Source organism: Streptomyces sp. Tu 3180, from assembly GCF_009852415.1.
GTDB lineage: Bacteria > Actinomycetota > Actinomycetes > Streptomycetales > Streptomycetaceae > Streptomyces.
This window is the reverse complement of record NZ_WOXS01000002.1, coordinates 5,109,861-5,127,442: the sequence shown is the minus strand read 5'-3', so window position 1 is coordinate 5,127,442 and position 17,582 is coordinate 5,109,861. Positions and strand designations below refer to the sequence as shown.

Genomic DNA, 17,582 nt, shown 5'->3' with positions numbered 1-17,582 from the left:
CGCCACCCTGGGGCGACATCCCATTAATCACCCGTTCCGGGGACGGAATTGACGTTTCGAAACCAACCACTCACATACGGGCGATACGGTCACCGTCATGCCTGCCGACACCGTTTCCGTCACGGGATGGGGCCGCACCGCTCCCACCGCCGCCCGGCTGATCCGTCCGCGGACGTACGAGGAGGCCGCCCGGGCCGTCCGGGACTGCGGCGACCGCGGGGGCATCGCGCGGGGCCTGGGACGGGCGTACGGGGACGCGGCGCAGAACGCGGGCGGGGCCGTGCTCGACATGACGGGCCTGGACCGCGTCCACGCGATCGACGCCGACGGCGGCACCGTGCTGTGCGACGCGGGCGTCTCCCTGCACCGGCTGATGGAGGTGCTGCTGCCGCTCGGCTGGTTCGTGCCGGTGACCCCGGGCACGCGCTACGTGACCGTCGGCGGGGCGATCGGCGCCGACATCCACGGCAAGAACCACCACGTCTCCGGCTCCTTCTCCCGGCACGTGCTGTCCCTGGAGCTGCTCACCGCCGACGGGCGGCTCCGCACGGTCGTGCCGGGCACGCCGCTGTTCGACGCGACAGCGGGCGGCATGGGCCTGACCGGGGTGATCCTGACCGCGACGGTCCGGCTCCAGCCGGTCGAGACCTCGCTGATGTCGGTGGACACCGAGCGCGCGGGCGACCTCGACGACCTGATGGCCCGCCTGGCGGACACCGACCACCGCTACCGCTACTCGGTGGCCTGGATCGACCTGCTGGCCCGCGGCGCGGCCACCGGCCGCGCGGTGCTCACCCGAGGCGACCACGCGCCCCTGGACGCGCTGCCCGAGGGCTCCCGCGCGCGCCGGGAGCCGCTGTCCTTCCGCACCTCCCGGCTCCCGGCGGCCCCGTCCTTCGTCCCCGAGGGCCTGCTCAGCCGCGCCACCGTGGGACTGTTCAACGAGCTCTGGTACCGCAAGGCGCCCCGCGCGCGGACCGGGCAGCTCCAGCGGATCCCCGCGTTCTTCCACCCCCTGGACGGCGTGCCCCACTGGAACCGCGTCTACGGCCGGGGCGGCTTCGTGCAGTACCAGTTCGTCGTCGGCCACGGCCGGGAGGACGTCCTGCGCCGGATCGTGCGCCGGATCTCCGAGCGCCGCTGCCCGTCCTTCCTCGCCGTCCTCAAGCGCTTCGGCGAGGCCGACCCCGGCTGGCTGTCCTTTCCGGTGCCGGGCTGGACCCTGGCCCTGGACGTCCCGGCGTCCCTGCCCGGTCTCGGCGCCTTCCTCGACGAACTCGACGAGGAGGTCGCCTCGGCCGGCGGGCGCGTCTACCTCGCCAAGGACTCACGGCTGCGCCCGGACCTGCTCGCGGCCATGTACCCGCGCCTGGACGACTTCCGCGCGCTGCGCGCCGAACTGGACCCGCGCGGGGTGTTCACCTCCGACCTGGCCCGCCGGCTCCGCCTCTGAAACCGTCGACCCCCTCCTAGGAGCTGTCGTGAAGGACGCCTTCGGCCTCCCCCAGTCCCTGCTCGTCCTCGGCGGCACGTCCGGGATCGCGCTGGCCACCGCCCGCCGGCTGATCGCCCGCCGCACCCGCACGGTGTGGCTGGCCGGCCGGCCCTCCCCCGACCTGGACCGGGCCGCCGAGCACCTGCGCGGCCTCGGCGCCGAGGTGCGCACCGTCGCCTTCGACGCGCTCGACCCCGCCGGTCACGGGGACGCGCTCGGCAAGGTCTTCGCCGAGGGCGACGTCGACATGGTGCTGCTCGCCTTCGGCACCCTCGGTGACCAGGCCCGCGACGAGCGGGACCCGCAGGCCGCGGTGCGCGTCGCGCAGACCAACTACACGGGCGCGGTCTCGGCGGGCCTGGTGTGCGCGAGCGGGCTCCAGGCGCAGGGCCACGGCTCCCTGGTGGTGCTGTCCTCCGTCGCGGGCGAGCGGGCCCGCCGCGCGAACTTCATCTACGGCTCCAGCAAGGCGGGCCTGGACGCCTTCGCGCAGGGCCTGGGCGACGCGCTGCACGGCACGGGCGTGCACGTGATGGTCGTGCGCCCCGGCTTCGTCCGCACCCGGATGACCGCCGGGCTGCCCGAGGCGCCGCTCGCCACCACGCCGGAGGCGGTCGCGGCGGCCGTCGAGCTGGGGCTGCGGCGCCGCTCGGAGACGGTGTGGGTGCCGGGCGCGCTGCGCGTGGTGATGTCGGCGCTGCGGCATCTGCCGCGGGGGGTGTTCCGGCGGCTGCCGGTCTGAGGCCCGGCGGGGACGCGGCGCGGGCCCGCGGTTCAGTGGGCGGAGACGGATCCCCGGTCCGCGTGCCCGGCCTGCGGGGGCACCACGACGGAGCCGAAGGGGAACTCCCGCAGCTTGCGCCACACCCCGTCGGCGCCCTGCTCGTAGAGCGCGAAGCCGGTGCAGGGCCACTCGGCCTCGTAGTCGGCGAGGTCCTCGAAGGCGCGGTCCAGGGCCGCCTCCTCGATGCCGTGCGCCACGGTGACGTGCGGGTGGTACGGGAACTGCAGCTCGCGGGCGACGGGGCCGGAGGCGTCGCGGACCTGCTTCTGCAGCCGGGTGCAGTCCTCGGCGCCCTCGACGATCCGGACGAACACCACCGGCGACAGCGGCCGGAAGGTGCCGGTGCCCGACAGCCGCATGGGGAAGGGCCGCCCGGCCGCGGCGACCTCGCTCAGGTGCGCCTCGACGGCCGGCAGCTCGGCGTCGTCGACCTCCGTCGGCGGCAGCAGGGTGACGTGCGTGGGGATGCCGTGCGCCGCGGCGTCGCCGAAGCCCGCGCGCAGCTGCTGAAGCCGGCTGCCGTGAGGCTCCGGGACCGCGATCGACACACCGATCGTTACGGTCCCCACGTCGTCTCCTGTCGTTGTGGTGGTGAAGCGCGGTGGTGAAGCGTGGTGCCGTGGCCCCGGCGGGCACCGGGCGAGCACCGGGTGACCGCCGGAACGGTCACCCGGTTATCGACTGTACGACCACGGCCCGGATGCGGGCAGGCGCAACCGGAGTGATGTGCAGCGCTGTGCGGTGGTACGGGTCCGCGCCGCGGGCCCGTCCGGTGCGCCGGTTCAGTGCTTGGCGGGCAGGAAGCCCACCCGGTCGTACGCCTGGGCGAGGGTCTCCGCGGCGACGGCCCGCGCCTTCTCCGCGCCCTTGGCCAGGATCGAGTCGAGCGTCTCGGGGTCGTCCAGGTACTGCTGGGTGCGCTCCTTGAACGGGGTCACGAACTCGACCATGACCTCGGCGAGGTCCGTCTTGAGCGCGCCGTAGCCCTTGCCGGCGTACCGCTCCTCCAGTTCGGTGATCCCCGCCCCGGTGAGGGTCGAGTAGATCGTGAGGAGGTTGCTCACCCCCGGCTTGTTCTCGGCGTCGTAGCGGATCACGGTGTCGGTGTCGGTGACCGCGCTCTTGACCTTCTTCGCCGTGGTCTTCGGCTCGTCGAGGAGGTTGATGAGGCCCTTCGGCGTGGACGCCGACTTGCTCATCTTGATCGCCGGGTCCTGGAGGTCGTAGATCTTCGCCGTCTCCTTGAGGATGTACGCCTTCGGGAGGGTGAAGGTCCGGCCGAACCGGCCGTTGAAGCGCTCGGCGAGGTCGCGGGTGAGCTCGATGTGCTGGCGCTGGTCCTCGCCGACCGGCACCTCGTCGGCCTGGTACAGCAGGATGTCGGCGACCTGGAGGACCGGGTACGTGAACAGGCCGACGGAGGCGCGGTCCGCGCCGTGCCGGGCCGACTTGTCCTTGAACTGGGTCATGCGGGAGGCCTCGCCGAATCCGGTGAGGCAGTTCATGACCCAGGCGAGCTGGGCGTGCTCGGGGACGTGGCTCTGGACGAAGAGCGTGCACCGGTCCGGGTCGAGCCCGGCGGCCAGCAGCTGGGCGGCGGCCAGGCGGGTGTTGGCGCGCAGCTCCTTCGGGTCCTGCGGAATCGTGATCGCGTGCAGGTCGACGACCATGTAGAACGCGTCGTGGGTCTCCTGCAGGGCCACCCACTGGCGGACGGCGCCGAGGTAGTTGCCGAGGTGGAACGAGCCTGCGGTGGGCTGGATTCCGGAGAGCACGCGGGGTCGGTCAGAGGCCATGTCCCCCATTCTCTCAGGTCCCGCGGGCCGATCAGGAACGGACCGGAAACAGGTGGGAACCGATTCGTCCCCGGCGGTGCAACAAGAGCGTGGGGACGCGGGAGGGGGGCCGCGGCAGGAGCTGCTGGACGTCTGGGAGCGGCACGCGGCGGTCCGGGACGTGACCGGACCGCCGCGGGGCGGGAAAGGGGTGGGCCCGTCGCGGGGCCCCCGGGAGGCGTCAGCCGAGGTCGATCTCGGGGTAGAGCGGGAAGCCGGCCACGAGGTCGGTGGCGCGGCGGGAGATCTCGTCCGCGATCTTCGGGTCGAGGACGTGGGCGGCCTTGGAGGGGGCGCCGGACTTGGTGGTGCCGGGCTCCGCGGTGGTGAGGACGCGGTCGATGAGGCCGGCGACCTCGTCCATCTCGGCGGTGCCCAGACCGCGCGTGGTCAGCGCGGGGGTGCCGATGCGGATGCCGGAGGTGTACCAGGCGCCGTTGGGGTCGGCGGGAATGGAGTTGCGGTTGGTGACGATGCCCGACTCGAGCAGGGCGGCCTCGGCCTGGCGGCCGGTGAGGCCGTAGGAGGTGGCGACGTCGATCAGGTTGAGGTGGTTGTCGGTGCCGCCGGTGACCAGGGTGGCGCCGCGGCGCATCAGGCCCTCGGCGAGGGCGCGGGAGTTGTCGACGATGCGCCGGGCGTAGTCGCGGAAGGACTCCTGGCGGGCCTCCGCGAGGGCGACGGCCTTGGCGGCCATGACGTGCGGGAGCGGGCCGCCGAGGACCATCGGGCAGCCGCGGTCGACCTGGTCCTTGAGGGAGTCGTCGCACAGGACCATGCCGCCGCGCGGACCGCGCAGCGACTTGTGGGTGGTGGTCGTCACGATCTGGGCGTGCGGGACCGGGTCGAAGTCGCCGGTGAGGACCTTGCCGGCGACGAGACCGGCGAAGTGGGCCATGTCGACCATGAGCGTGGCGCCGACCTCGTCGGCGATCTCGCGCATGATCCGGAAGTTCACCAGACGGGGGTAGGCGGAGTAGCCGGCGACGATGATCAGCGGCTTGAACTCGCGGGCGGAGACGCGCAGGGCCTCGTAGTCGATCAGGCCGGTGGCCGGGTCGGTGCCGTAGGAGCGCTGGTCGAACATCTTGCCGGAGATGTTCGGGCGGAAGCCGTGGGTGAGGTGACCGCCGGCGTCCAGGGACATGCCGAGCATGCGCTGGTTGCCGAAGGCCCGGCGCAGTTCGGCCCACTCGGCCTCGGAGAGGTCGTTGACCTGGCGGGCGCCGGCCTTCTCCAGGGCGGGGAGCTCGACGCGCTGGGCGAGGACGGCCCAGAAGGCGACGAGGTTGGCGTCGATGCCGGAGTGCGGCTGGACGTAGGCGTGACGGGCGCCGAACAGCTCCTTGGCGTGTTCGGCGGCGAGCGACTCGACGGTGTCGACGTTGCGGCAGCCGGCGTAGAAGCGGCGGCCGACGGTGCCCTCGGCGTACTTGTCGCTGAACCAGTTGCCCATCGCCAGGAGGGTCGCCGGGGAGGCGTAGTTCTCGGAGGCGATCAGCTTGAGCATCTCGCGCTGGTCGGCGACCTCCTGGCCGATGGCGTCGGCGACGCGCGGCTCGACGGCGCGGATCACGTCGAGGGCGGAGCGGAAGGCGGTGGAAGCGGTGGAGAGGGGCTCGGCTGACATGAGGGACCTCCGGACGTGGCGTCGGCGTTCACGGTACGGCCCAGGCGCACGGCACTCTTCCCGGACCCGTGGGGTCCGTGGGCCGCTCCCCGATGGTCGGTCCCATCCCAGCGCGCCAGTCACGGCCCGCGGATCAGCCTACCGGGAGCGGCCGGACGGCGGTCACGGCCGTCCACCATGTGGGTCGCCCGGCCGGGGCCCGGCTCCGCCCCCGGGGGCTGCGGGGGTCTCCCGGGGCTGGTGGGGTCTTGGGGAGCCGGCGAGGTCCTTCAGGACCGGTGAGGTTTTGCGGGGCTCGCGGGACGCCCCGGGGCTCACAGGATCACGTGGGGCAGGAAGCGGGCGTACTCGTCGGTCACCAGGCCGGAGGACTCGCGGATGCCGAGGCCCGCGGACTCGTTCTCGACGACCCAGGCTCCGAGGACGACGTGGTTGCCGTCGAAGGCGGGCAGGGGCGCGAGTTGCTGGTAGCAGCAGGGTTCGTCGCGGACGACGGGTGCGGCGCCGGGTTCGTGGACGGTCACGCCGGCGCCCTCGCGGCCCAGCAGGGGCTTGGCGACGTAGCCGGTGGTGGCGGCCAGGTCGCGGGGGCCGTCGAGGTGGGCGGGGAGGAGGTTGGGGTGGCCGGGGTAGAGCTCCCAGAGGATCGCCAGCAGGGCCTTGTTGCTGAGCAGCATCTTCCAGGCGGGCTCGATCCACAGGGTGGAGCCGGTGCCGCCGCCGTTGTCGAGGGTGTCGAGGACGTGGCCGGCGAAGCGGTCGGTGGTGAGCCACTCCCAGGGGTACAGCTTGAAGATGCTGCGGATGAACCGCAGCCTGTTGTCCACGAAGCGGCCGGAGAGGCGGTCCCAGCCGATCTCCTCCATGGAGATCCAGTCGGTGTCGAGGCCGGCCTGCTCGGCGGTCTCCTTGAGGTAGGCGACGGTCATGAGGTCCTCGCCGAGCTGGTCGTCGGAGGAGTGGGCGAAGTACAGGGGGCTGCCCGGCGGGAGGAGGCCGGCCTGCTTCCTCCAGGCGTCGACGAGGCGTTCGTGGAGGGAGTTCCACTGGTCGGCGCCGGGGAAGCGCTCCTCCATCCAGAACCACTGGGGCGAGGCGGCCTCCACCAGGGAGGTCGGGGTGTCGGCGTTGTACTCCAGCAGCTTCGCGGGGCCGGTGCCGTCGTAGCGGAGGTCGAAACGGCCGTAGACGGAGGGGAGTTCGGCGCGGCGGTGCCAGGCCTCGGTGACCGCGCGGACGACGCGCGGGTCGGTGATGCCGAGGTCGGCGAAGCGGCCGGCGGCGACGATGTGGCCGGCGGCCTCGAGGCACATGCGGTGCAGTTCCTCGACGGCCTCCTCCAGCGCCTCGACCTCCTCCAGGGTGAAGACGTAGTAGGCGCTCTCGTCCCAGTACGGCACCCAGGCGTCGTCGGGGAGGGGCTTTCCCGCCGCCCGGACGGGTTCGAGGGCCTTGGGGAGGGTGAGGGGGTAGATGAGTCCCTGCTCCTCGACGGTCTGCTGCCAGCCGGGGCGGGGCTCGATGGTGCGGCGTTCCACGGGGGTGTCCTCCGGTCGGCGGGGTGCTCAGCCGCCGCCGCTGCCGGAGCCCGAGCAGCCGAAGCCGCCCCGGTCGACGGCCTCGCTGCGGCTGAAGGTGCCGTGGTCGGCGTAGCCCCCGCTGACGTCGGCGTCGTAGTACCAGTCGCCGTCGCCGGAGCTCCTCCTGCAGTTCTTGTCGGCGACGATCCGGTAGCCGTTGATGTAGTCGTAGCTGTCCCGGTCCACGCAGCGCCGGTCCGGGTCCGACCCGCACGCGGACAGGGCCGTCGCGAGGACCCCCATGCCGCCGAGCACCACCGTGCTGGACCGCAGCCGCCGCCGTGTCTCCGCCATGTCCTTCGCTCCCCCTCGTGCCGCCGGTGCCCGCTGCCGGACGTCTGCTCCCCGGCTCGCGGCGGACAGCCTAGAGAGCGGCCGGACGGCGCCCGCAGGAGCCCCCTGCCCGCGGGCCCTCCCCCGCCGCCGTTTGGCGGTGTTTGCCACCGGGTGCGCCTTTGGTCCGGCCGCCGGTCAGGGCAGTGCCCTGCACAACGCCTCCAGCGTGCTCGCCCAGGCGTGGTCCGGCGGGGTCGCGTAGCCGACGACCAGGGCGTCCCCGGAGGTGGTCGCGGCGGCGGGGTGGCGGTAGCGGGAGAGGCCGTGCACGGCGAGGCCCTGCCAGGTGGCCGCGCGGACCACCGACGGCTCGGTGCCCGGCGGGAGCCGGAGGACCGCGTGCAGTCCCGCCGCGATGCCGGTGACCCGTACGTCGGGTGCCCGGACGGCAAGCGCCTCGACCAGGGCGTCGCGGCGGCGCCGGTAGCGCAGGCGGGCGGCGCGGACATGACGGTCGTAGGCGCCGGAGGTGAGGAACTCGGCGAGGGTGAGCTGTTCGAGGACGCCGACGGACCGGCCGCCGCCGTGCGCGACGACCTCCGGCACCAGCGACGGCGGGAGGACCATCCAGCCGAGGCGCAGTCCGGGGGCGAGGGACTTGCTGGCCGTGCCGAGGTACACCACGTGGTCGGGGTCGAGGTCCTGGAGCGCGCCGACGGGCTGGCGGTCGTAGCGGAACTCGCCGTCGTAGTCGTCCTCCAGGACCAGTCCGCCGGTGCGGCGCGCCCAGTCGACCACCTCGGCGCGGCGTTCGGGGACCAGGGCCCCGCCCAGCGGGAACTGGTGCGCCGGGTTGAGCAGCACCGCGTCGGCGTCGCCGGCGTCCCCCGTGCGCGTGCCGAGGTCGTCGAAGGGGAGCGGGACGGTGCGCAGTCCGGTGCGTTCGACCAGGTCCCAGTGGACGTCCAGGCCGTAGGACTCCACGGCCAGCGTCCGGGCGCCGCGGGCGCGCAGGACCGCGCAGAGCAGGTGCAGGCCGTGGGCGAAACCGGAGCAGACCACGAGGCGTCCGGGGTCGGCGCGCACGCCCCGCACGCGCGCCAGGTAGTCCGCGAGCGCCGTGCGCAGTTCGGGCCGGCCGCGCGGGTCGCCGTAGCCGAGGGCGTCGTTGGGGGCGGCGGCCAGGGCGCGGCGGGCGGCCTTGAGCCATGCGCCGCGGGGGAAGGAGGCGAGGTCGGGGGTGCCCGGGACGAGGTCGTACGGAAGCCGGCCGGGGGCGCGCCGCGGGGAGGCGGGACGGGCCGGCGCCCGGGGCACCGCGCGGTCGGCGACCCGGGTGCCGGAGCCCTGCCGCGCAGTGAGCCAGCCCTCGGCGACCAGGTCGGCGTAGGCGTCGGCGACGGTGTTGCGGGCGATGCCCAGGTCGCCGGCGAGGGAGCGGGAGGAGGGCAGCCGGGTCCCCGGGGCGAGCCGCCCGGTGCGGACGGCCTCGCGCAGGGCGTCGGTCAGGCCGCGGCGCAGGCCCGGACCGGTCGGTTCGAGGTGCAGGTCGATGCCCAAAGTGGCCCAGCGTTCCCCCATGGGAATGGACCATACCCCTGGGCTGCTTCGCTCCTAGGGTCGAGGGCATGACGACGAACACGGAAGCGACCAAGGAATTCGCCCCCGAGGCCCCGGCGCGCCTGGACTGGGCCAAGCTCGCCCCCGAGGTCTACAAGGCGATGGTCAGGCTCGACACGGCGGCCCGGCGGGGACTCGACCCGGTCCTCTGCGAGCTGGTGAAGATCCGCGCCTCCCAGATCAACCACTGCGCCTTCTGCCTCGACATGCACACCAAGGACGCGCTCGCGGCGGGCGAGAGCGTCGAGCGGATCGTCCAGCTCAGCGCCTGGGACGAGTCGCGGCACTTCTACACCGAGAAGGAGCTCGCGGCGCTGGAGCTGACGGAGGCGGTCACGGTCCTCACGGACGGCTTCGTGCCGGACGAGGTGTACGAGCGGGCCGCCCGGCACTTCGAGGAGGCCGAACTCGCCCAGCTGCTCGCCGCGATCACCGTGATCAACGCGTGGAACCGGTTCGGGGTGGCCTGCCGCAGGACTCCGGGCCACTACCAGCCGGGGCAGTACACGTGACGGCACGGACGACCCTCCTCGACGCCGGCGTCCGTTCCGCCCTCCAGGCGTTGAGCGCCACCGCCAAGAGGGGGTTCGGCGACCCCGAGCTCGCCGAGCTGGTCCAGATCCGCGCCTCGCGGCTCAACCACTGCGCGTTCTGCCTCGACCTGCACCTCACGATCGCCCGGAAGCACGGGGTCGACGAGCGCCGGCTCGACCTGCTGGACGCCTGGGAGGAGGCCGAGGACGTCTTCGACGCCCGGGAGCGGGCGGCGCTGGAGCTGACCGACGCGGTCACGGTCCTCACGGACGGCTTCGTGCCGGACGAGGTGTACGAGCGGGCCGCCCGGCACTTCGACGGCACCGAACTGGCCCATCTCATCGCGCTGGTCACCGTCATCAACAGCTGGAACCGGCTGATGGCCGGCCGGCGGATCCCGCCGGGGAGCACCGAGTGGTGAGCAGGGCGGGCAGGGGGCGGTGACGCCCCGGGTCCACCGCGCTCGGTGGACCCGGGGGCCGTCCGCGTCACGCGCGGGTCAGGGCAGCCACTTCCTCCAGGTGGACTCGTGGCCGGCCACCCACTTCCGCGCCGCCTCCTCGGGGGACAGCTTCTGCTCGGCGATCATCAGGGAGACCTCGTTCTGGTCCTCGGTCGTCCACCTGAACTTCCTGAGGAAGTCCGCCGCCTCGCCGCCGTTCTCCGCGAAGTCCGCGTTGAGGTACTTCTGCAGCGGGGTGTGCGGGTAGGCGCAGGCGACCTTCTCCGGGTCGGCGTCGCAGCCCTCCTCGTACGGGGGCAGCTTCACCTCGGTCATCGGCACCTTCTCGAACAGCCACTGGGGCGTGTACCAGTAGGTGAGGAAGGGCTTCTCCTCCTGGGCGAACTGCTTGATCTGGGTGATCTGCGCGGCCTCGGAGCCGGCGAACACCACCTTGTAGTCCAGCTTCAGGTTCCTCACCAGTGCCTCGTCGTTGGTGACGTAGGACGGTGAGCCGTCCATCAGCTGGCCCTTGCCGCCGCTCTCCGGGGTGCGGAACTCCTCGGCGTACTTGTCGAGGTTCTTCCAGTCCGTGACGTCCGGGTGCCGCTTCGCGAAGTACGTCGGCACGAACCAGCCGATGTGCCCGGTGACGCCGAGGTCGCCGCCGTTCACGATCGTCTTCCTGTCCTCGACGTAGCGCTGCTCCTGTTCGGGGTGGCCCCAGTCCTCCAGGATGGCGTCGACCCGGCCCTGGCTGAGCGCGTCCCAGGCGGGCACCTCGTCGATCTGCACGGTGTCGACGCGGTGGCCGAGCTCGTGCTCCAGCAGGTACCGGGCGACGGCCACGTTGGCCTGCGCGCCGACCCAGGACTGCACGGACAGGGTGACCGTCTTCGCGCCCCGGGCGTGGGCGAACGGCGAGGCCTGCTCGGTCATGTCGGCGGCACCGCAGCCGGTGAGCAGCAGGAGGGCGGTCACGCCCGCCGCCGGTGTCGTACGACGTCGCATGTCACGCCCCCTCCTCGGTGCGGCGTCCGGTCGGCTGGGTCACCCGGTCGAGCATCAGGCCCAGGCAGACGATCGCGGCCCCGGCCGTCAGGCCGGTCGCCAGGTCTCCCTGGGCGAGGCCGAAGACGACGTCGTAGCCGAGCGCGCCGCCGCCGACCAGGCCGCCGATGATGACGACGGCGAGGACCAGGACCACGCCCTGGTTGACGGCGAGGAGCAGGGCCGGGCGGGCCAGCGGCAGCTGGATCTGGCGCAGCTGCTGGCCGCCGGTCGCGCCGAGCGAGCGGGCCGACTCCAGGGCGGCCGGGTCGACCTGGCGCAGGCCCTGGGCGGTGATGCGGACGACGGCCGGCAGCGCGTAGACGATCGCGGCGGCGACGGCCGGGGCGCGGCCGACGCCGAACAGGGCGACGACCGGGATGAGGTACACGAACTGCGGCATCGTCTGGCACACGTCCAGCACCGGCCGCAGCAGCCGTTCGAAGCGGTCGCTGCGGGCGGCCGCGATCCCGGTCGCGAAGCCGAGGACGAGGGTGACGGCGACGGCCGCGAGGACCTGCGAGAGCGTGTCCAGGGACGGCTTCCACACCCCGAGCACCCCGGTCGCGGCCATGGCGAGGACGGCGGTGAGCGCGGTGCGCCAGGTGCCGATCAGCCAGGCCGGGGCGGCGACCAGGAGCAGCACCGCCCACCAGGGCAGCCACTGCAGGCCGTCGCGGAGCGGGTCGAGGACCCAGGTGGTGAAGCGGCCCGCCCAGTCGGCGGTGCCGCCGACGACGGGGACGCCCGAGTACAGGTGGGCGGTCATCCAGTCGACGGCGCGGTTGACCGGCTCGGCGATGCCGACGACCCACCCGTCGGGCCACTCCGGGCGGCCCGCGAGACGTCCGGCGACCGTCACGGCCACGGCGGCGGCGACGGCGTACGCCCACAGCGCGCGGGAGTTCGGCGCGGGCGCCTGTCCGAGCCGGGCGCCGGCCGCGCCGGTCACCCGGTCGAGGACGACGGCGAGCAGCACGATCGGGATGCCGGCGGTGAGCGCCGCCCCCACGTCGACCGAGGCGAGCGCCTGGTAGACGCGGTCACCGAGACCGCCGGCGCCGATCACCGAGGCGATCACGGCCATGGACAGCGCCATCATGATCGTCTGGTTGAGGCCCAGCAGGAGTTCCTTGCGGGCCAGCGGGACGCGGGCGGTCAGCAGGCGCTGGCGGGCGGTGGCGCCGAGCGACTCGACCGCCTCCAGCACCTCCTTGTCGGCGCCGCGCAGGCCGAGCGCGGTGAGCCGGGCCATCGGCGGCGCGGCGTAGACGACGGTGGCCAGGACGGCCGCCGGGACGCCGATGCCGAAGACCAGCACGACCGGCAGGAGGTAGGCGAAGGCCGGGAGCACCTGCATGGTGTCCAGGACCGGGCGCAGCGCGCGGTGCGTCCGGTCGGACAGCCCGGCGGCGAACCCGAGCAGCGCGCCGACGGCGACCGACGCGGCGACCGCGACGACCATCAGGGCGAGCGTCTGCAGGGTCGGCACCCACATGCCGAGCAGGCCGCAGGCGAGGAACGCGGCGCCCGTGCCGAGCGCGAGCCGCAGGCCCGCGGCCCGCCAGGCGACGAGCGCGGCGACGGCGGTGACCCCGGCCCAGCCGACGGCGAGGAGGGCGAGGTAGACGGCGCGTACGGCGATGACGACGACGTTGCTGACGTGGCCGAAGAAGTACAGGAAGAGGGGGTGGGAGTCCCGGTTGTCGATGATCCAGTCGCTCGCCCCGCCCAGCGGCCCGGAGACGTCGACGGTCAGCCCCTCGGGCCAGCTGCCGCTCGCCCAGCGGGCGGCGGCGAACGGGACGAGGACCGCGGCGACGAGCGCGAGCACGAGGAGCTTGCGCAGGGCGCGGTGTCCGAGGACGCCGGGCAGGCCGGCGCGGGGGGCGGCCGTGGTGATCGTCGCCATCAGACCGCCTCCTCGGACGGCTCCGTTCCGGCGGACGGCTCCGTTCCCGCGGGAAGCTCCGGTCCGGCGGGCGGCTCGGTACCGGCCACGACCGACAGCAGCGCATCGGAGTCGACGACGCCCACACAGCGGCCCGCGTCGAGGACCCGGGCCGGGCCGCCCGCGCGGGCGACGGCCTCGATGGCCTCCGACACCGTGGCGTCGGGGCGCACCGCCGGGCCGCTGCCGGCCTCCTCGGCGGAGCCGGCGGGGCGCATGGCCGTCCGGACGGTCATGACCTGCTCGCGCGGGACGTCCCGGACGAACGCGCGGACGTAGTCGTCGGCGGGCGAGCCCACGATCTCCTCGGGGGTGCCGAGCTGGACCACGCGGCCGTCGCGCATCAGGGCGATGCGGTCGCCCAGCTTCAGGGCCTCGCCGAGGTCATGGGTGATGAAGACCATCGTGCGGCCCTCCTCGCGGTGCAGCCGGACCACCTCCTCCTGCATGTCGCGCCGGATGAGCGGGTCGAGCGCGCTGAACGGCTCGTCGAACAGCAGCACCTCCGGGTCGACGGCGAGCGCGCGGGCCAGTCCGACGCGCTGGCGCTGACCGCCGGACAGCTGGGCGGGCCGGCGCTGCTCCATGCCCTCCAGGCCGACCTTGGCGACGACCTCGGCGGCCCGTTCGCGGCGTTCCGCCCTGCCGACGCCCTGGATCTCCAGGCCGTAGGCCACGTTGTCGAGGACGGTGCGGTGCGGCAGCAGGCCGAAGTGCTGGAAGACCATGGCGGCGCGGTGACGGCGCAGCTCGCGCAGCCGTGCCTTGTCCATGGCGCGGACGTCCTCGCCGTCGATGGCGATGGTGCCGGCGGTCGGCTCGACCAGCCGGGTCAGGCAGCGCACCAGGGTGGACTTGCCGGAGCCGGACAGCCCCATGACGACGAAGACCTCGCCCTTGCGGACGTCGAAGCCCACGTCCCGGACGGCGGCCGTGCAGCCGGTGCGGGAGCGCAGCTCGGCCGGACCGAGGGCGGCGAGCTCGGGATCGCCGGGGACGCGGTCGGCCTTCGGGCCGAAGACCTTCCACAGGCCGTCGACGGAGAAGACGGGGGTGTGGCCCGCGCCGGCGGTGGTGGTGGAGGTACCCATCACGCACCACCCCCGATCAGGTCGACGGCCCGCTCACCGACCATCAGCACCCCGATCATCGGGTTCACGGCGGTCATGGTCGGGAAGACGGAGGCGTCGGCGATCCGGATGCCCTCCAGGCCCCTGATCCGCAACTCGGGGTCGACCACGGCCTGTTCGTCGTCCGCGGCGCCCATCCTGCAGGTGCCGGCCGGGTGGTAGACGGTGTGGGCGACCTTGCGGGCGTACTCGCTCAGCTCCTCGTCGCCGGTGACGTCCGGACCGGGGCACACCTCGCGCTTGAGCCAGCCGGCCAGCGGCTCGGTCCTCGCGATCTCCCGGGCGATCCTGATCCCGTCGACGAGGGTGCGGCCGTCGTAGTCGTCCTCGTCGGTGAAGTAGCGGAAGTCGAGGGCGGGCTTGACCCCGGGGTCGGCGCTGGTGAGGTAGAGCCGGCCGCGGGACCGGGGCTTGGGGACGTTCGGGGTCATGGAGACGCCGAACTCCGGCCGCCGGTAGCCCAGTCGCTCCGGGTTGTCCGTGAACGGGATCTGGTAGAAGTGGAACATCAGGTCGGGGCCCGCGTGCTCGGGGTCGCGGCGCACGAACAGGCCGGCGTCGGAGTCCATCGCGGAGTTCTCCGGGATGGGTCCGTTCGTCTCCCAGACGATCACCGACTCGGGGTGGTCGAGCAGGTTCTCGCCGACGCCGGGCAGGTCGTGGGCCACGGGTATGCCGAGCGCCTCCAGGTCGGCCCCGGGGCCGATGCCGGAGTGCAGCAGCAGCCGGGGCGAGTCGACGGCGCCGGCGCAGAGGACGACCTCGCCGCGCGCCCTGACGAGGATCTCCTCGCCGTCCCCGGTGCGCACGTGGACGCCCTCGGCGCGGGTGCCGTTCAGCTCCAGCCGGTACGCCCAGGTCTCCAGCATCAGCGTCAGGTTGGGGCGCTCGTCCATCACCGGGTGGAGGTAGGCCACCGACGCCGACGAACGCTTGTTGTCCTCCGGGTGGTAGGCGAGGTCGAAGAAGCCGACGCCCTCGGTGAACGGTTTCCGGTTGAAGCCCTCGACGCGCGGCACGCCGAGCGCGGCCTGCGCGGAGTCGACGAAGTCGCGGGCGATGGCGTTCCGGTCCTTCTCGTCGACCGGGACGATGTTGTTCTTCAGCCGGGCGTAGTACGCCTCCATCTGCACGGCGCCCCAGCCCTTGGCGCCGGCCGCCTCCCACTCGTCCCAGTCGGACGGCAGCGGCTTGAACGCGATGAGCGTGTTGTGCGAGGAGCAGCCGCCGAGGACGCGGGCGCGGCTGTGCCGGATGTGCGAGTTGCCGCGCGGCTGCTCGGTGGTGGGGTAGTCGTAGTCCAGTTCGCCGCCGAGCAGGCCCATCCAGCGGCGCAGGGTCAGCACGTCCTCGCGGCCGACGTCGCTGGGGCCGCCCTCGATGACGGCGACGGTGACGTCCGGGTTCTCGGTCAGCCGGGAGGCGATGACGGAACCGGCGGTCCCGCCGCCGACGACGACGTAGTCGTATTCCTGTGCGCGGGTGTGGTCGGACATGGGGGTGGTACTCCTCCGGGGACTCGGGACAGGTGGGCGGATGACGGCTTCGGCGGAGGCGGCGCGCGGGTGCGCGCGGCACGCACTCGGGTGCGCGCCGGCGCCCTGCGCGCCGCCGCCGGGTGTCACGGGCGCGCCCTCACGCCCGTACGCACCGTCCGGTGGTCGCGGCTCAGCCGGCGAACCAGCGCACCGGCTTCGGTGCCAGGTTCTGGTAGACGTGCTTGGCCTCGCGGTACTCGGCGAGACCGGCCGGGCCGAGCTCGCGGCCCACCCCGCTCTTGCCGAAGCCGCCCCACTCCGCCTGCGGGAGGTAGGGGTGGAAGTCGTTGATCCACACGGTGCCGTGGCGCAGCCGTCCGGCCACGCGGCGGGCGCGGCCCGCGTCGGCGGTCCAGACGGCGCCGGCCAGCCCGTACTCGGTGTCGTTGGCGAGGGCGACGGCCTCGTCCTCGGTGCGGAAGGTCTCGACGGTGAGGACCGGCCCGAAGACCTCCTCGCGCACGACCCGCATCCCGCGGTGGCAGCGGTCGAGGACGGTCGGCTCGTAGAAGTAGCCCCCCTCGGGGCGCTCGGCGGACGGCTCCGGCCGCTTGCCGCCGCAGCGCAGCACCGCGCCCTCGGCGAGCGCGGAGGTGACGTACGCCTCGACCTTCGCGCGCTGCTGCGCGGAGACCAGCGGTCCGCACTCGACGCCCTGCTCGGTGCCCCGGCCGAGCCTGATCCGCTCGGCGCGGCGGGCGAGTTCGGCGACGAAGCGGCCGTGGACCGACTCCTCGACGATCAGCCGCGCGCCCGCCGAGCAGACCTGGCCGCTGTGGATGAACGCGGCGTTGAGGGCCTGGTCGACGGCGGTGTCGAAGCCCTCCTCGGTGGCGCAGGCGTCGGCGAAGACGACGTTCGGGTTCTTGCCGCCGAGTTCGAGGGCGACCTTCTTCACGCCCGGGGCGGCGGCCTGGGCGACCTTGGTGCCGCTGACCAGCCCGCCGGTGAAGGAGACCAGGTCGACGTCGGGGTGCTCGGCGAGCCGGGCGCCGACGGTGTGGCCGGGCCCGGTGACGATGTTGGCGACCCCGGCCGGCAGGCCCGCCTCGATCAGCAGCCCGATGAGCGCGACGGTGGTCAGCGGGGTGATCTCGCTGGGCTTGACCACGAAGGTGTTGCCCGCCGCGAGGGCCGGGGCGATCTTCCAACTGGCCTGGAGCAGAGGGTAGTTCCAGGGCGTGATCAGCGCGCAGACGCCGACCGGCTCGTGCACGACGACGCTGTGGACGTCGGGCGAGCCCGCGTCGACGACCCGTCCGGGCGCCTCGGCGGCGACCAGGCCCGCGAAGTAGCGGAAGGCGTCGGCGACGCAGTCGATGTCGACGCGCCCCTCCTCGACGGTCTTGCCCGCGTCCCGGCTCTCCAGCAGGCCGAGCTCCTCCCGGTCCCGCACGAGCAGTTCGGCGACGCGGTGCAGCAGCGCGGCCCGCTCGGCGGCGGGTGTGCGCGGCCACGGCCCCTCGTCGAAGGCGCGCCGGGCGGCGGCCACCGCGAGGTCGGTGTCCTTCTCGTCGCCCTCGGCGACCACGGCGAACGGCAGGGCGTCCGCGGGGTCGAGGATCTCGCGCGTGGCCCCCGAGAGGGCCGCCCGCCATTCGCCCCCCGCGTGGATGGTGTCGCGTGCCTGGAGTTCCGTGCTGTCCGCCATGATCGGTTGTTTGCCTTCCGTTCCTGTTCGGCGCCCGTGAGTCACAGGGATGTCACCCACGGGACC

Annotated in this window: 15 protein-coding genes and 1 riboswitch; of the genes, 4 read left to right on the top strand and 11 right to left on the bottom strand. The window is 73.6% G+C overall.

The genetic code is table 11. The annotated features are described in order from the left end of the window. Nucleotides 1-97 precede the first annotated feature (97 nt). Complete coding sequence (locus GL259_RS24120) at nucleotides 98-1,453, top strand: FAD-binding oxidoreductase (RefSeq protein WP_159535420.1); 1,356 nt, start codon at nucleotides 98-100, stop codon at nucleotides 1,451-1,453. A gap of 28 nt (nucleotides 1,454-1,481) precedes the next feature. Then, on the top strand, nucleotides 1,482-2,237 hold the full coding sequence (locus tag GL259_RS24115; protein WP_159535419.1) for a decaprenylphospho-beta-D-erythro-pentofuranosid-2-ulose 2-reductase: 756 nt from the start codon (nucleotides 1,482-1,484) through the stop codon (nucleotides 2,235-2,237). Nucleotides 2,238-2,269: 32 nt separating this feature from the next. Here the strand turns inward: GL259_RS24115 and GL259_RS24110 are convergent, their stop codons facing one another. The 6 genes from GL259_RS24110 to GL259_RS24085 form a co-directional block, all read right to left on the bottom strand. Beyond that, nucleotides 2,270-2,848, bottom strand: coding sequence for a 2'-5' RNA ligase family protein (locus GL259_RS24110; RefSeq protein WP_159535418.1), 579 nt, complete (start codon nucleotides 2,846-2,848; stop codon nucleotides 2,270-2,272). A 213-nt stretch (nucleotides 2,849-3,061) separates the two neighbouring features. Next, nucleotides 3,062-4,075 (bottom strand): tryptophan--tRNA ligase, encoded by a 1,014-nt coding sequence (gene trpS / locus GL259_RS24105; RefSeq protein WP_159535417.1) that lies wholly within the window; start codon nucleotides 4,073-4,075, stop codon nucleotides 3,062-3,064. A 220-nt stretch (nucleotides 4,076-4,295) separates the two neighbouring features. Then, nucleotides 4,296-5,744 carry a glycine hydroxymethyltransferase gene (locus GL259_RS24100; RefSeq protein WP_159535416.1) on the bottom strand — a complete coding sequence of 483 codons (1,449 nt, stop codon included), beginning with the start codon at nucleotides 5,742-5,744 and terminating at the stop codon, nucleotides 4,296-4,298. 31 nt (nucleotides 5,745-5,775) lie between these two features. After that, a riboswitch (ZMP/ZTP riboswitch) is annotated at nucleotides 5,776-5,877 on the bottom strand. Nucleotides 5,878-6,058: 181 nt separating this feature from the next. Next, a complete protein-coding gene (locus GL259_RS24095; RefSeq protein ID WP_159535415.1) occupies nucleotides 6,059-7,282 on the bottom strand; it encodes a glutathionylspermidine synthase family protein in 1,224 nt (407 codons plus the stop codon). A gap of 27 nt (nucleotides 7,283-7,309) precedes the next feature. Further along, complete coding sequence (locus GL259_RS24090; protein ID WP_159535414.1) at nucleotides 7,310-7,618, bottom strand: hypothetical protein; 309 nt, start codon at nucleotides 7,616-7,618, stop codon at nucleotides 7,310-7,312. Between the two features lie 177 nt (nucleotides 7,619-7,795). Beyond that, nucleotides 7,796-9,181: a PLP-dependent aminotransferase family protein gene (locus GL259_RS24085; protein WP_159535413.1), complete on the bottom strand. Its 1,386-nt coding sequence runs from the start codon at nucleotides 9,179-9,181 to the stop codon at nucleotides 7,796-7,798. Between the two features lie 47 nt (nucleotides 9,182-9,228). Here GL259_RS24085 and GL259_RS24080 point away from each other — a divergent pair, with 47 nt between their 5' ends. Next, the gene (locus GL259_RS24080) at nucleotides 9,229-9,732 is read left to right on the top strand and encodes a carboxymuconolactone decarboxylase family protein (protein WP_159535412.1); all 504 of its coding nucleotides are present in this window, start codon (nucleotides 9,229-9,231) and stop codon (nucleotides 9,730-9,732) included. Further along, nucleotides 9,729-10,175: a carboxymuconolactone decarboxylase family protein gene (locus tag GL259_RS24075; protein WP_159535411.1), complete on the top strand. Its 447-nt coding sequence runs from the start codon at nucleotides 9,729-9,731 to the stop codon at nucleotides 10,173-10,175. Before GL259_RS24080 ends, GL259_RS24075 begins: the two co-directional genes overlap by 4 nt. A 78-nt stretch (nucleotides 10,176-10,253) precedes the next feature. On the opposite strand, the gene GL259_RS24070 is transcribed toward GL259_RS24075, so the two are convergent. The 5 genes from GL259_RS24070 to GL259_RS24050 form a co-directional block, all read right to left on the bottom strand. After that, a complete protein-coding gene (locus tag GL259_RS24070; RefSeq protein WP_159535410.1) occupies nucleotides 10,254-11,207 on the bottom strand; it encodes an ABC transporter substrate-binding protein in 954 nt (317 codons plus the stop codon). A gap of 1 nt (nucleotide 11,208) precedes the next feature. After that, nucleotides 11,209-13,158 (bottom strand): ABC transporter permease subunit, encoded by a 1,950-nt coding sequence (locus GL259_RS24065; RefSeq protein WP_159535409.1) that lies wholly within the window; start codon nucleotides 13,156-13,158, stop codon nucleotides 11,209-11,211. Beyond that, nucleotides 13,158-14,288 carry a glycine betaine/L-proline ABC transporter ATP-binding protein gene (locus tag GL259_RS24060; protein WP_159535408.1) on the bottom strand — a complete coding sequence of 377 codons (1,131 nt, stop codon included), beginning with the start codon at nucleotides 14,286-14,288 and terminating at the stop codon, nucleotides 13,158-13,160. Before GL259_RS24060 ends, GL259_RS24065 begins: the two co-directional genes overlap by 1 nt. Continuing rightward, on the bottom strand, nucleotides 14,288-15,823 hold the full coding sequence (locus GL259_RS24055; RefSeq protein WP_159535407.1) for a GMC oxidoreductase: 1,536 nt from the start codon (nucleotides 15,821-15,823) through the stop codon (nucleotides 14,288-14,290). The genes GL259_RS24060 and GL259_RS24055 overlap by 1 nt, the downstream gene beginning before the upstream one ends. A gap of 172 nt (nucleotides 15,824-15,995) precedes the next feature. Next, the gene (locus tag GL259_RS24050) at nucleotides 15,996-17,516 is read right to left on the bottom strand and encodes an aldehyde dehydrogenase family protein (RefSeq protein WP_159535406.1); all 1,521 of its coding nucleotides are present in this window, start codon (nucleotides 17,514-17,516) and stop codon (nucleotides 15,996-15,998) included. Nucleotides 17,517-17,582 lie beyond the last annotated feature (66 nt).

Bases quoted from the DNA above. Each gene is read 5' to 3' on its own strand.
- GL259_RS24120 (WP_159535420.1), top strand. From the start codon at position 98: ATGCCTGCCGACACCGTTTCCGTCACGGGATGGGGCCGCACCGCTCCC.
- trpS (WP_159535417.1), bottom strand. From the start codon at position 4,075: ATGGCCTCTGACCGACCCCGCGTGCTCTCCGGAATCCAGCCCACCGCA.
- GL259_RS24100 (WP_159535416.1), bottom strand. From the start codon at position 5,744: ATGTCAGCCGAGCCCCTCTCCACCGCTTCCACCGCCTTCCGCTCCGCC.
- GL259_RS24090 (WP_159535414.1), bottom strand. From the start codon at position 7,618: ATGGCGGAGACACGGCGGCGGCTGCGGTCCAGCACGGTGGTGCTCGGC.
- GL259_RS24085 (WP_159535413.1), bottom strand. From the start codon at position 9,181: ATGGGGGAACGCTGGGCCACTTTGGGCATCGACCTGCACCTCGAACCG.
- GL259_RS24080 (WP_159535412.1), top strand. From the start codon at position 9,229: ATGACGACGAACACGGAAGCGACCAAGGAATTCGCCCCCGAGGCCCCG.
- GL259_RS24070 (WP_159535410.1), bottom strand. From the start codon at position 11,207: ATGCGACGTCGTACGACACCGGCGGCGGGCGTGACCGCCCTCCTGCTG.
- GL259_RS24065 (WP_159535409.1), bottom strand. From the start codon at position 13,158: ATGGCGACGATCACCACGGCCGCCCCCCGCGCCGGCCTGCCCGGCGTC.
- GL259_RS24060 (WP_159535408.1), bottom strand. From the start codon at position 14,288: ATGGGTACCTCCACCACCACCGCCGGCGCGGGCCACACCCCCGTCTTC.
- GL259_RS24055 (WP_159535407.1), bottom strand. From the start codon at position 15,823: ATGTCCGACCACACCCGCGCACAGGAATACGACTACGTCGTCGTCGGC.
- GL259_RS24050 (WP_159535406.1), bottom strand. From the start codon at position 17,516: ATGGCGGACAGCACGGAACTCCAGGCACGCGACACCATCCACGCGGGG.